A 14,443-nucleotide genomic window follows, 5' to 3' on the forward strand; every position below is an offset into this window, starting at 1 on the left:
ATGCTTATGTTAGTCTTCGTCATTGTTGAAACGCTTGAATTTCTTGAATGGTTTCTTGCCACCGCTACGGTCAAAGCTCTCGTGTCCGCCGCGGTTCTCGCTCTTGAAGGGCTTGCGGCCATCCTTAGAGCCCCTAAAGCCTTTCTTCTCCTTGAAGTCGCTGTCGTCGCGACTGAATTTCTTCCGACTGCCACCTTCGCTGCGGCGCTCGTCCTTTGAGCCCCATGCTGATGGCTTGTTTGAGTGGAATGTGAATGAGCGAATGTCGCTACTCTCATTGTCTTCCTGCTCGTCGAGACGCTTCTTGAACTCACGCTCCTTCTTGAAGCGGTGTTTCTCGCTCATCTGACGCTTCTCTTCTTCGGTCTTTACGATGCCACCTTCGCTTCTGAATTCCTTCAGCTTGCCATCGAACATCTGGTATTTGCGGAACTCGCACTCCAGAGAACCGTTGAATACGGGAATCTTTATGCTTGGCTTCAGTCCAATCTGCTCGAAGCATTCCTCACGATAGCTCAGAATCCAAGCCTCGCCACCAACGAACTGGTGCTTCAATCGCTCACCAATCATGCGGTATGTGCCGAGAAGGTCTGGCGTAGAGATGCGCTCGCCATAAGGCGGGTTCGATACGAGTATGCTCTTCTCCTTTGGCTGAGTGAAATTCTTGAAGTCCTGCTGCTCTACGGTGATGTCGGCAGTAAGTCCAGCTGCCTTCACGTTCATGCGGGCTGTATTGACTGCCTTCATGTCGATGTCGTAGCCATAGATATGGTGAGTGAACTCGCGTTCTTGAGAATCGTCATTGTAAATCTTGTCGAAGAGGTCAGCATCGAAGTCGGGCCACTTCTCGAAGGCATATTCCTTGCGGAACAGTCCTGGTGCCATGTTGCGTGCTATGAGTGCTGCCTCTACGAGCAGCGTGCCGCTTCCACACATCGGGTCTATGAAGTCGGTGTCGCCCTTCCATCCTGTCATGAGAATCATACCAGCAGCAAGAACCTCGTTCAGAGGCGCTTCCACGCTCTCCTGACGATAGCCGCGACGGTGCAGACTCTCACCGCTTGAGTCCAAACACAGGGTGCAGTCGGCCTCGGCTATGTGGATGTGCAGCCTGAGGTCTGGATTAGCAACAGAAATATTTGGACGGCTGCCAGTGTTCTCGCGGAACTGGTCAACGATGGCATCCTTGACCTTATAGCTCACGAACTTTGAGTGTCGGAACTCTTCTGAGAACACTACTGCATCGACAGCGAACGTGTGGTCGTTGTCCAGATACTTAGTCCAGTCTATCTTCTTGATTTCGTTGTAAACATCATCGGCGCTTTGGGCTTTGAAGCGAGCAATGGGCTTCAAAATCTTTATTGCTGTATGTAGCGAGAAGTTTGCTCGATACATCATTTCCTTGTCACCCGTAAACGACACCATTCGTCTACCAATCTGTACATTGTTTGCCCCAAGTTGGGTCAGTTCTTTCGCCAGCACAGGTTCCAGTCCCATGAACGTCTTGGCGATCAGTTCAAATTCTTGTTCCATTGAATATATTAGAGAAATATTCTGTTTAGGCAGAACGCTGCGAGTGTTTAGGCAGAACACTAAGTCTGTTTAGGCAGAACGCTGCGACTGTTTAGGCAGAATGAAAAATCGGTGCAAAGTTACGCTAAAAGATACGAAACTCAAAATAATTCTCATTAATATTTGTTTTTTATAAAAAAAACGTTGCGCACGCACATGTAATTCGCAATTTATTTCGTACTTTTGCACACGAAAATAACTAAAATCGATTTTTAGACGAATGACAAACCTGCTTTTGTTTTCGTATCAGGATACGCAGTTTACCAATGTGCTTCTATGGATAGCGCTATTGTTGTCACTGGTCATCTCCATAGTACTCGTCTTTTATCAGCGTAAGAAAGGGCGCGAGTTGTCCTACGACTTGTCATTGCTTGACCAGGTGAAGAAAAGCAATATCGAGTCGGAGTTCGTGCTTAAGGCTATGAGGCTATCTACATGGCATATCGATCCCAAGACTTTTGTTGTTACATTCGACAATGACTTCCGTGGTCAGGGTAACGAGTGGAAACCTGAGGAGGATGGTAGCGATGTTCAAGGCAGTACCAATATGCTTGACGAGCGCGATGCGGCACGAGTGTACAAGTCGATTGAAGAAATCTGTCAGGGACGCACAGATACCTATCATGAAGAGTATCGTGTTAAGATAACAGGCACTAACACCACTTATTGGGAAGAGAGCTTCGCTACAGTTGCTGAGCGCGATATTGACGGCAACCCTGTAAGCATCGTTGGTACGTCAATGCGTATCGATGAGCGCAAGGCTATGGAGGCTGCACTCATTGAGGCAAAATACAAGGCTGAGGAGAGCGACCGTCTGAAGACAGCCTTCCTTGCGAATATAAGCCACGAGATTCGTACTCCGCTGAATGCTATCGTTGGCTTTACCAGCTTGCTGCCCGATTTGCAGAATGCTGAAGAACGACAGTCCATCCTCGATCTTATTCAGGAGAACACCCAGAAGTTGCTGCGCATCGTCGATGATGTGGTAAGCATATCTAAGGTTGAGGCAGGCAAGGAGGAGCTGATGCTCACTACCTTTGATCTTCCTATCATGCTTAAAGCTGTTGTTGATCAGTACATGCCTCAGCTGAATAAGGGCGTTACGATGACAACATCGTTCCCACAGTCATCTCTGAGTATTACCTCTGACAGGAACCGCATGCAGGAAACCATGCGCCACTTAGTGTCAAACGCCGTGAAGTTCACGGATAGGGGAGAGGTGACCGTAGGTTTCGACACTCCTGTAAAGGGAAAGATAAAGCTATGGGTGCGCGATACTGGCAAGGGCATAGCGCCTGAGTATCACGAGCGTATCTTCGAACGCTTCTTCAAGGTCGATGAGTTCATCCCAGGCGCAGGCTTGGGCCTCACCACTTGTCGTACTATGGCATACAGCATGGGTGGTAACGTGAAAGTCGACTCGCAGCTTGGCCAGGGCGCAACGTTCACCTTCGAAGTGCCATTTGCCGACGTAGATGCAATACCTGGTAAAAACGAATATGAGTAACACACAGAAAATAGTTTTGAGTAACACACATAAACACATATATTATAAACTTTAACTATGAAAAAAACTGGTATTTCCATTTTGGGAATCATGGCACTCTTCGTGGTGTCGCTGTCGGCTAATGCCGCAAACTATGTTCCAAAGATTATTACGGGTGTGGTGAAAGCCGATTCGTGGACGATGGGTAACAACAAGGAAGGCATCTATCAGCTTGAGGTCAAGGAAGACGGACAGCTGACTATGCTTGTTGACAAAGCTGACCCCTACATGGCGCCCCTCGGTGGTGCCGTCTATCAGGACGGAACCATGCACGGCATCCACTTCAAGGCCGAATGGGACCCCTATGAGCAGGCTCAGACCTACACCATCTACAATGTTGCTTACGACATGCAGACCTGGAATCGTACAAAGGGACTGGCGCTAAGTAACATGTATGGTAACCTCATCTCGTCGTCAGGCATTACCCACGACCCTGTGACAGGTCTTAACTATGGCATCTTCTATAACTTCAATATGAACTATGAGGTCATCAACCTCAAGCTCGCTACCATCGACTTCATCAATACTGAGGCCTCTGGTGCTCCTAAGAAGAATATCATAGGCATCGTGGATACTCCTTTTGCTGCTATCGCAGCTGCTGAGAACGGCTTTCTCTATGGCGTTGGTCGCGATGGCTATCTCTATATTATAGATAAGGTGTTGACTGATGAGGCCATTGAACTCGGCTCTACTACCGTGAACGTATTACCCATTGGCGACCTCGGCATTGAGGATATCTCTACCAACCCAAGCTCAATGACCTTCGACCCACGCACCAAAAAGCTCTATTGGAGCTATGTGTCAACGAACAACAAGAGCTATCTCTATGAGATAAATTATAACATTGGTCAGGTGAAGGCTACCAAGCTAATGCAGATTCCTGACAATGCTTACCTTGTTAACATGTATATTGCTCCTATGGAGGCTGCCGACGATGCTCCTGCTGCAGTCAGCGACTTGCAGCTCTCTTTCGAAGGCGAGCAGACCACTGGCATCGTTGCGTTCACTATGCCTACAAAAACTTATTCTGGTGACGACCTCTCTGGCGAGCTGACATACTCTATCTATGTCGATGATTCCGTTCTCGTGGCTACCAGCACAGCACAGGCTGGCGCACAGGTGGCAAAGGTTGTAAGCGTGCCTTCTGAAGGTCGCATCGTTGAGGTGAAGGTGGTGGCAAAGAATGCTGCCGGCGAAGGCGCTGCCAAGACGGCAAAGCTCTATATCGGTCGCGACACACCGCTTGCTGTCACCAACCTGAAGCTGAACTATAACATGGACACTGAGTTCATGCGTCTCTCATGGGATGCTCCTGTAGAGGGCATCAATGGCAAGCCTCTTACACAGGCAAATCTCTCTTATGATGTCATACGCTACCCTGACAGCGTCGTCGTTGCACATGACCTGAAGCTCATCGGCTTCTCTGAGAAGATAGAGAAGACAGCCGATCTGAAGAGCTATTTCTATGGTGTCGTTGCTGTCAATGGCAAGCATGTTGGCGATACTGCCGTATCTAACAAGGTTGTCGTTGGCCAGGCTCTTGTACCTCCATTCGACGAAGACTTCACGACACAGCAGGGCTTCGACCGCTTCACAGTTATCGATTCTGATAACGACGGCGTTAAGCCTAAGTACTCAGACTGGCAGAACATCTGGGTTCGCTATCACAAGGTATATACCTATACCGGCACTGTCGCTGATCATGCCATGATCTATTCCAAGAACGCCAGCAACGACTATCTGCTCACACCTCCCCTCCAGCTTGAGAAAGGTGGCAGCTACGAGCTGAAGTTCACTGCCAGAAAGGGCTATAGTGGCGCGAAGTATGACCAGCGCATGCGTGTGCTCGTTGGTCTTGCAGGCGAAGATCTCGCTGACTATGAGGTAGTGAAGGATTCTTTCGATATCACCGATGTGAACCTTGAGGAGTTCATGGCCGACATCAATATCAAGGCCGACGGCATCTATCAGATTGCTTTCCACGCCATCAGTAAGGCTGAGTCTGGCGAGCTCTATCTCGATGAGATTCACCTCGCATCATCACTTTCAAGTTCTGCTCCAAAGGTAGTAACAGACATCGTTGCAACTGCTGATGCTCAGGGCTATCTGAAGGCAACGGTTAAGTTCACTGCTCCTACTGAGACCCTACATGGTGATCCTCTTACAGCCATTAGCCGCATCGTTGTCATCGATACAGACGACATCGTTTGTGGTCGTATAGACAATCCTACTCCTGGTCAGGAGTGCACCATCTTAGCGGAGAACATGAAGAACGGCATAAACACATATTATGTTGTGGCTTACGCGGGCGACGATGCAGGTGCAAAGGCTCCGTTCTCTCTCTTCATTGGTCAGGACTACCCCACAGAGCCTACTGAGGTGGCTCTCACCGACAATGGTACAGAGGCTGTGCTCACATGGAAGGCGCCTGAAAAGGGCTACAATGGTTTGGTACTCAATCCTGAGCTCCTCACCTATAACCTCTACACCATCTCTGCCGATGGCTATCCTACACTGGTGAAGAAGAATATCAAGTCACCTTATAACACTGGCGTGAAGACAGCTGAGGGAGACCAGCAACTGCTCTACTATGCTATCGACGCACAGAACACAGCTGGCCTTAGCGAGCTTGTTCCTACTAACAGCCTCGTTATTGGTGAACCTTACACCTTGCCTTATGTTGACCACTTCGACAAGACCAACCAGAAGTTCGTATGGCTTGAGGGCGACTATCCCGACTGGAACATGGGCTTGGCAAAGCTCTCCGACGATGACTTCAGTCAGGATTATGCTATGGCCTTTGAGCCTAACCGTGCCGACTATGGCTTCTATAACCTTGGTAAGATGACTCTCGCAGGTGTTGAGAAACCTGTCCTCGCTTTCCGTTACCTGGCTCAGAAAGCCAATGACATAGCTACTCTCGGCGTTGCTGTAGAGAGCAATCAGGACAGCAAGGCAAAGGTTGTTGCTCAGATTGATTTCCAGAACGAGACTTCTACCACTTGGAAGAAAGTGAAGGTCGATCTCAGTGAGTTCAAGTCTTCCGACTATATCATCGTGAAGTTTGCCATGGTCAGCAAGATGGATGCTGCTGAGAAGTTCGTCATCTGTTTCGATGACCTGTACATCTGCGAGGAAGAGATGCTTCTCGGCATCGACGACACCTTCGCATCAAGTGTCCAGAATGCTCGTCAGCGTGGTGTATATCGTCTCGATGGTACTCGTGTCGATGATACTCAGAAGCTCCAGAAGGGCATCTACATCATCGATGGTCGCAAGACTGTGGTGAAGTAAGAAGTTAGAGGTAAGAGGTAAGAAGTAAGAGGTGAGAGGTAAGAGGTAAGAGGTGAGAGAAATGCTGGTAAATCCAGAAATCTCTCAAAGAAAGATAGCATGCAAACTATCCTCTCACCTCTTACTTCTTACCTCTCACCTCTTACCTCTATTATTTAGTTTCTGAACACTAGTCCGTCGCCAAATTCATCTATGATAATCGGTTTGTCGCGGTCTATCTGTCCGGCAAGCAGTTTCTTTGACAGGTCGTTGAGCACATACTGCTGTATGGCGCGTTTCACAGGACGAGCACCGAACTCTGGGTCGTAGCCTTCCTTCGCCAGCCATTTAACGGCATGCTCCGTAGCCTCCAGACGGAAGCCCTGTGGCTCAAGCATCTGCTTTACTCTGTTAAGCTGCAGGTTCACCACCTGTGCTATCTCCTCCTGTGACAGCTGCTGGAAGGTGATAATCTCGTCTATGCGGTTCAAGAACTCAGGGCGCATTGTCATACGTAGTTGTTCACGAGTGGCGTTCGACGTCATAATGATTATCGTGTTCTTAAAGTCTGCCGTGCGTCCCTTGTTGTCCGTCAGTCGGCCATCGTCAAGCACCTGCAGCAATATGTTGAACACATCGGCATGCGCCTTCTCTATCTCGTCGAAGAGTATCACAGAGTATGGCTTGCGTCTCACCGCCTCTGTCAGCTGTCCGCCTTCGTCGTAGCCCACATATCCCGGAGGTGCACCTATCAGTCGGCTCACGGTATGTTTCTCCTGATACTCCGACATGTCTATGCGGGTCATCATCGTCTCGTCGTTGAACAGATATTCTGCCAGTGCCTTCGCCAGCTCAGTCTTACCCACACCTGTCGTGCCGAGGAAGATAAATGATGCTATTGGTCGCTTCGGGTCTTGCAGTCCGGCACGTGAACGGCGTACTGCATCGCTGACAGCTGTTATCGCTTCGTTCTGACCTATAACTCTCTTGTGGAGCTCGTCCTCCAGATGGAGCAGTTTCTCGCGTTCGCTCTGCATCATTCGTGTTACAGGTATTCCAGTCCAGCGGCTCACCACCTCGGCAATATCGTCGGCAGTCACCTCCTCGCGCACCAACGAGTTGCCTCCCTGTGCTGATGCGAGCTGAGCCTGAATGTGTCTGATGTTGTCCTCCAGTGTCTTCAGTTTCGAGTAGCGTATCTCGGCCACCTTACCATAGTCGCCCTCGCGCTCGGCACGTTCTGCCTCGAACTTCAACTGCTCCATCTGCTGCTTGTCCTGCTGAATCTGATTCACCAGTTGTCGCTCTCCTTCCCACTTTGCACGGAACTGCGTCTCCTGCTCCTTCAGTTCAGCGATGTCCTTGTCGAGTTGGGCAATCTTCGGCTCGTCGCCTTCGCGCTTGATGGCCTCCCTCTCAATCTCAAGCTGAGCCAGTCGGCGCGTAATCTCATCAAGTTCTTCTGGTACCGAGTCGCGCTCCATGCGAAGTTTTGCTGCAGCCTCGTCCATCAAGTCTATGGCTTTGTCAGGTAGGAATCGCTCTGAGATATATCGCTCTGACAGTTGTACGGCAGCTATGCAGGCATCATCCTGGATGCGCACCTTATGGTGGTTCTCGTAGCGCTCTTTCAGTCCGCGGAGTATTGAGATGGCACTCAGCTCGTCGGGCTCATCAACCATCACTGTCTGGAAGCGGCGCTCCAGAGCCTTGTCCTTCTCGAAATACTTCTGATACTCGTTGAGCGTCGTTGCACCTATGGCTCTCAGCTCACCACGTGCCAGTGCAGGCTTCAAGATGTTTGCTGCGTCCATGGCGCCCTCTCCGCCGCCAGCACCCACTAGAGTGTGTATCTCATCAATGAAGAGGATTATGCGCCCATCAGCTTGTGTTACCTCGTTGATGACACTCTTCAGACGCTCCTCGAACTCGCCCTTGTACTTCGCGCCAGCCACCAGCGCACCCATGTCGAGTGAGTAGAGCTGTTTGTCTTTCAGGTTCTCTGGCACGTCGCCGCGCACTATTCGTCCTGCCAGACCTTCTACTATGGCTGTCTTACCTGTACCTGGCTCACCTATAAGTATTGGATTGTTCTTCGTGCGTCGGCTCAGTATCTGCAACACGCGGCGTATCTCGTCATCGCGTCCTATGACAGGGTCGAGCTTTCCCTGACGAGCAAGGTCAACGAGGTTCTTTGCATATTTCTCCAACGACTGATAGTTGTCATCGGCACTCTGCGACTGCACCTTCTGTCCGCGACGCAGCTCCAGTATAGCCTGACGCATGTCCTTCTCTGTGGCACCGGCATCTTTCAGTATGCGGCTTACGGTGCTGTTTACCATGAGAAGAGCCAACATAATAGGCTCACACGATACGTACTCGTCGTTCATCTCCTTTGCCGTGTCCTCTGCCTTCTGCAGCACCTTGTTAGCATCGTTGCTCAGGTAGGGCTGTCCGCCCTCCACGCGAGCCAGATGCATCATCTCCTGTTGGCAGAGCATCTCTATCTGCTGCGTGTTCATGCCAAGCTTCTGGAAGATGAATGTCGTTACGTCCTTTGCTTTGTCCATGAGGCCCACCAACAGGTGTACAGGCTCTATTGTCTGTTGCCCGTTGCGCTGTGCCGTCTGCACTGCAGCCTGCACCGCCTCTTGTGCTTTGATTGTAAATTTCTCGAGTGTCATAATAGTCTCCTTTCTTTTATTTTCATTTCTGCCTATCATCACTCAAATAGCGTGCCCATCTCTTCTCTGCTGACAAAATGGCGCTGCTTGCCGACAAAATGGCATTTTTGCTTCGGCATAAAAAGAGTGGCGACCGTTCCTCACGGAGCAGTCGCCACATATAATAATTCTTTTTTATTGTGGCCTGCAGTCCTCACGGATTCATGGCCACAACCTACTAAATAAATAATACTGATTTCTTAGTCTTTAGTGCTAGGAAAGCCCCCAAATGTTCAAACATAAAAAGAGCGTAAGACTGCGTATGTCCTACATCTTTTGACTGCGGTCCTAGGAAAACCGATGAAGGAAAGATATAGTGATACAACAACCCCACGCTATCGCGTAGGATAAGTACACTATGTTCATCTTGTCCTTCGATTGAAATTTCCTAGGTTTCAGTCAACAAGAACGAGCATAACGCTTATCGTCTTTTTTCCAGCGAAAATTTTGGAGTCCCTGTGCATTACTGCAAGTCCCTCGTTTGGGCGCTTTTATGAAAACTCCGCTGCAAATGTACACAATATAATTGTATTCTCCTAAATTTTAGCCAAAAAATGAAGTAGAATAATTATTTTTTTGCAATTTAGGGTATGTTGAGCAAATGAGATACTTGCATTGAATTATATTGTTGTCCGCTGCAAAATGTAGTTCTGTCTATCTTGTAATCCATTACTGGCAGTACTGCAATCCAATTTTGACTAAGCTGAAAACCAAACTCGTCGAGTTTGGTGACCAAAGTCGACGAGTTTGGTCACCAAAGTCGTCGACTTTGTAAAACAGTACAGTCAGAACTACATTGCAACTTAGTTTTCGCTATGTTACAATTCAGTCTGGCTTATATTGCAATTGCGCCAGAACTGAAGCAAGGTTTTGTCGGAGTGTTGTGTTTGAAGATAGTTGTGCTTGATGGCTTCTCTGACGTGTAATTTGTTGTATGGACTATACAATGTGGATTAATGGATAATTTTGCGATAAATTCTTGTGGATATTAATACAAAACAGTATTTTTGTATCCTAAAACAAAAAATGGGTATATGGCATGATTAAGAAGAGGGACGGATTCCAAGGCGAACGGATGGTGGTACTGCCACCGGCGCAGATTGAGGTTGAGCAACACGACGAGCTCTGCCAAAGCCTGTATATCACCGATATAGGCTATTACCCCAAAGCCGAACACCACCAGCGCACACGCCAAAAAGCGATTGATGAGTATGTGCTGATATACTGCGTAGAAGGCGATGGCTGGTATGAGGTTGACGGAAAGAAGCATCAGGTAACTAAGAACCAGTACTTTATTCTGCCTGCCCATAAACCGCACGCTTACGGCACCCAACACAGCTGGACTATTTACTGGGTACACTTCGGAGGCTCGGCAGCTTATGTATATGCCGAAGGTGCTGCCACACCGCAAAGCATCAATGTTACCATCAACTCGCGCATTGGCGACCGGTTGAACATCTTCGAAGAGATACTTACCACGCTGCATGCCGGCAAGGAGCTTGAGGATATGCGCTACGCTAGCAGCCTGCTGCACCACTTCCTGGCCTCCATGCGCTACCTTGGCCAGTTCCGCCGCGCCAAGGCCGAAGCGCCAACCGACATCGTAGATCAGGCCATACACTACATGCGCGAGAATATCGAGAACCGCATGATGATGGACGATGTGCTGCGCTACGTGGGCTACTCGCAAAGCCACTTCAACACCCTCTTTAAGAAGAAAGCGGGCATGAGCCCTATCACCTATTTCAACCGCCTTAAAATAGAACATGCCTGTAGGCTGTTACGCACTACAGACATGAAAATAAATATGATTTGCTATAAAGTAGGCATCGAAGATCCGCTCTATTTTTCGCGCCTGTTCTCCAAACTCATGGGCATGAGCCCTACCGACTACCGCCTTAAAGAGAGGCAGTAATCAGCGTTCGGAACTGACGGGCGCCGAGGTGATTGTTGTCCATAGCCTCGACCTCTTCAAGGTACTTCATGGCCTTTTCTTTGTCGCCAATGCCGTAATAGCCCAGGGCGAGCATGTACAGGCAGTGGATGCGGTTAAGCTCGTCGAGGTTGCCCTCCCATACCAGCAAGTCGGGCAGCGACACGGCAAAGTAGTCCATCACCACATGGTCGAAGATGTGCTGCTTGCCGTAGTTGATGAGCTTATTGAACAGTGAGCGGGCCTTATCTTCCTGACCGAGCTTGCGGTAGCACAGGGCGGCATAGAAGATTTTATCGGGCTTGGCATCGTTGTAGTACATAGCGGCTGCGGGCTCGGTTGGGCCTACGGTGCCTTTCAAGAAATACTCATTTGCCTTCTCTTTCTCGCCCAGCATCTCGTGGGCAATGCCCAAGAAGTAGTAGAAATCATTATCCTGCGAACCATATAGTTTTCCCTCGCCAAGATGATGTGGGAATACAAGACACTCCTCAAGTAAGCTAGTGGCAGTCTTAATACTCCCCTCGCCCTTTGGAGAGGGGCTGGGGGTGAGGTTCCTCTTCGCAATCTCCAAACGACACATCTGATATTGACCGCTCACCTTGCCTTCGCCACCTTCCCAAGGATGGAAGATGCGGTTATCGATGAGCTGCTTAGCCTCTTCGTAGCGACCCAGCATGTTTAGCAGGGTGGCATGTTCGAGTACGAGGTCGTCGCGGCGCTCTATCAGCTCGGCATGCTGCTCGTAGAAGGCCAGGCGCTGGGCATGCGGACGGTGCAGGCGCTTGTAAAGCTGGTCGAGCTCCATGAATATGCGCTCATCGTTCTCATCCAGGTGGAAGGCGCGCTCCATGTATTCGAGTGCCTGCTCATGATTACCCTGTTTGTTAAAACGAGCGAGAGCCAGGTTGCGCCATACGGTTGGGAAGTTAGGATCAATCTTGGCAGAGATTTCCCAATTCTCGATGGCTAAATCGTACTGGCGCTTATCGTAGTACAAGCAGCCCAGATAATAAGGTGCCTTGGATATCTTTAGTTTAGAGTTTAGAGCGTAGAGCGTAGAGTTTGCTACCGCCTTAGAGAGGGCTATGACATCCTCTAGGCGGTTGGGGAAACAATAGGCTGAATCGACAGCCTCGGCCTTGGTTACTAACTCCTGTGCATCTTCGATACCTGTAATATTTGCCAGATAATAATAGGTGAGTGGCGACTCCTCCACCCCACGATTGATGGCGGTTTGCAGCACCAGCGCAGCCTCGCTGTTCAAACCGGCCTGCGTATAATCGAGGGCTGTTTCGTGGTAGTTATAGATGTTGCCGTGCATGAGTTCTACCATACGATCGAGTGGCGCGTTATCGCCCGTGAGCAGGTGCTCCTCGACCATGCACACATAGTTGAATGGATCGATGGTGTACGACTCTTGAATCCAAGCCAAAGCCTCGTCCTTTCTACCCATTTTGCGCAGCACGGCAGCCTTCATGGCACGTGCCTTATGGTTGTGACTGTTGCTGATGAGGGCGCGTTCGAGTTCGTCGAGCGCATCCTCCCATTTCTCAGCAGCGATGCTGATGCAGGCAGCCTCGAAATAGCCGGCATCGGCCCAACCCTTGTTCCAGGTAGATTTCCAGAAGTAATTGTAGGCCACACCATACTGCCCCAGCAGCTTATTAACCACACCCAGATAAAACAGCGCCTCGCCATCGTAGGGGTTGGGATTGCGTTTTTTCTGAACCTTTACAGCTGTTTCGAGATAGCCCTTAGCCTTATCGAAACGGGCACGGCGCAGGTACCACAGGCCCATCTGCATGTTGCAGCGGTAATCCAGCGGATCGCGGCGCAGGGCCTCCTCGTAATAATCGAGTGCGCTCCAGGTGGCGTGACGGTACTGCTCGAGGTGCAAACCTGTGAGGTAAAGCTGATCGATGGTCTTGGTATCCTGTGGAGAGAGCGCAGCCTCGGCAGCATCGGGAATAGGACGGATTTCGTCAGCCTCGGCATGCCACTCCAACAGCGGATACATACGGGGATTCTCAGGACGATCGATAGTCAAGAACATATCGCTAAACTGCGCATCCTGGGTATCCACCGTCTCTATGAGCACCTCCTCGGGCGAGAGGGTTACCACCTGATTATAATACTCATGACCATATTTATCCTCAAGCACTATCCTTACCTCTTTCTTCGAAGTGGCCAGAATCTTAAAGGTGGTATGGGTAGCGTCGGGCTGCTCGATGTTCATCACGAAATCCTTCGAGGCCTGCTTAACGATGCCCACCTCGCGATAAGGCATAAAATACTGCACAAACTGTTTTTCCTCGTATGGCATCAGCCAGGTAAAGTCGGGCTGGTTCTCGGTATAAACACCTGCCATCAGCTCGATGTAAGGACGGAAGCCCTCGCGATCGATATGCCACTGAGCCATCTCCTCGGGTGTAGCCTCGTCGGTGAGGTTGCGGTCCCAGGCGCGACCAAAGTCGCCGTTACCCCATGTCCATTGCTTTTTACCTGGCGAGTAGTGGTGACTGGCCACATGCAGCATGCCTGCCTGGGTATCGTTCTCGTAACCACCCTCGAAATCAAAGCGTGAGTTGACGCCCATATAGCTGGTAGGCACAAAGATATTCTTATAGTTCGAGATATCTACACCAGCCGAATAGTCCATCTTATAATAGGTTCCTGTGGCTATAGGAAAACTGCTAACGGCACGCTTACCATGATCGAACACGGCATTGATATCGGGTGGAAACACACTCTGGTAGGCATCGTTAACCTCAACGGCTGGGTTGGCCCACCACAGGAAGGTCTGAGGCAGATTGGTGCGATTGCTTACACGACCCTGAATCTCAAGATAAGCACAGCCAGGGCGCAGGGTAAAGCCTGCCATACCCTTTTGGTGGAACATACGCTCCATCTCGTTTACCCATACGGTGATAGAGCCATCCTCGTTCTCGACAATGGTGCTATCAACAGGCATGTAGGTGGATGGACGATGGTGCTGGGGCCAGTTAAACTCGATACCGCCACTAATCCAAGGACCAGCCAAGCCTACCAATGCGGGCTTAATAACATGGTTGTAATACACAAAGTGGCGCTGCTTAATCTTATCGTAAGCCATCTGCACACGTCCGCCCAGTTCGGGCAGTATCATCACCTTGATATACTCGTTCTCGATATAAACGGCCTTGTACTCTTTATCCACTTTCTCGTCGCTCATTGACTCGATAACGGGATAAGGATATACCACGCCACTAGAACCCTGATAAACACGTTTTTCCAGGAACATCGGGTTCTTTTCGGGCTTTCCTACTTCGTAGGTAGGAATAGTCACGATTTCTCTCCAAGCTTTTACCATATTTTTGTTTTTTCGTTTTTTCGATATCTCGTTATTTCGATATT

Annotated in this window: 6 protein-coding genes; 3 read left to right on the top strand and 3 right to left on the bottom strand. The window is 49.7% G+C overall.

All coding sequences use genetic code 11. From position 1 onward, the window contains the following. Positions 1-9: 9 nt before the first annotated feature. Positions 10-1,533 (bottom strand): class I SAM-dependent RNA methyltransferase, encoded by a 1,524-nt coding sequence (locus tag M1L52_RS08515; protein WP_248614504.1) that lies wholly within the window; start codon positions 1,531-1,533, stop codon positions 10-12. A 259-nt stretch (positions 1,534-1,792) separates the two neighbouring features. On the opposite strand from M1L52_RS08515, the gene M1L52_RS08520 reads away from it, so the two are divergent. Both M1L52_RS08520 and M1L52_RS08525 read left to right on the top strand, forming a co-directional pair. Continuing rightward, a complete protein-coding gene (locus M1L52_RS08520; protein ID WP_248614505.1) occupies positions 1,793-3,079 on the top strand; it encodes a sensor histidine kinase in 1,287 nt (428 codons plus the stop codon). Positions 3,080-3,136: 57 nt separating this feature from the next. Further along, complete coding sequence (locus tag M1L52_RS08525; protein ID WP_248614506.1) at positions 3,137-6,412, top strand: choice-of-anchor J domain-containing protein; 3,276 nt, start codon at positions 3,137-3,139, stop codon at positions 6,410-6,412. Positions 6,413-6,567: 155 nt separating this feature from the next. On the opposite strand, the gene clpB is transcribed toward M1L52_RS08525, so the two are convergent. Further along, positions 6,568-9,075, bottom strand: coding sequence for an ATP-dependent chaperone ClpB (gene clpB / locus M1L52_RS08530; RefSeq protein ID WP_248614507.1), 2,508 nt, complete (start codon positions 9,073-9,075; stop codon positions 6,568-6,570). 1,078 nt (positions 9,076-10,153) lie between these two features. Here clpB and M1L52_RS08535 point away from each other — a divergent pair. Continuing rightward, a complete protein-coding gene (locus tag M1L52_RS08535; protein WP_248614508.1) occupies positions 10,154-11,029 on the top strand; it encodes an AraC family transcriptional regulator in 876 nt (291 codons plus the stop codon). Here M1L52_RS08535 and M1L52_RS08540 read toward each other — a convergent pair. After that, on the bottom strand, positions 11,013-14,399 hold the full coding sequence (locus M1L52_RS08540; RefSeq protein ID WP_248614509.1) for a DUF5107 domain-containing protein: 3,387 nt from the start codon (positions 14,397-14,399) through the stop codon (positions 11,013-11,015). The two genes, M1L52_RS08535 and M1L52_RS08540, sit on opposite strands and share 17 nt — an antisense overlap. Positions 14,400-14,443 lie beyond the last annotated feature (44 nt).

Origin of the sequence: Prevotella sp. E13-27 (assembly GCF_023217965.1) — a bacterium.
Classification (GTDB): Bacteria; Bacteroidota; Bacteroidia; order Bacteroidales; family Bacteroidaceae; genus Prevotella.

Bases quoted from the DNA above. Each gene is read 5' to 3' on its own strand.
- M1L52_RS08540 (WP_248614509.1), bottom strand. From the start codon at position 14,399: ATGGTAAAAGCTTGGAGAGAAATCGTGACTATTCCTACCTACGAAGTA.
- M1L52_RS08515 (WP_248614504.1), bottom strand. From the start codon at position 1,533: ATGGAACAAGAATTTGAACTGATCGCCAAGACGTTCATGGGACTGGAA.
- M1L52_RS08535 (WP_248614508.1), top strand. From the start codon at position 10,154: ATGATTAAGAAGAGGGACGGATTCCAAGGCGAACGGATGGTGGTACTG.
- M1L52_RS08520 (WP_248614505.1), top strand. From the start codon at position 1,793: ATGACAAACCTGCTTTTGTTTTCGTATCAGGATACGCAGTTTACCAAT.
- M1L52_RS08525 (WP_248614506.1), top strand. From the start codon at position 3,137: ATGAAAAAAACTGGTATTTCCATTTTGGGAATCATGGCACTCTTCGTG.
- clpB (WP_248614507.1), bottom strand. From the start codon at position 9,075: ATGACACTCGAGAAATTTACAATCAAAGCACAAGAGGCGGTGCAGGCT.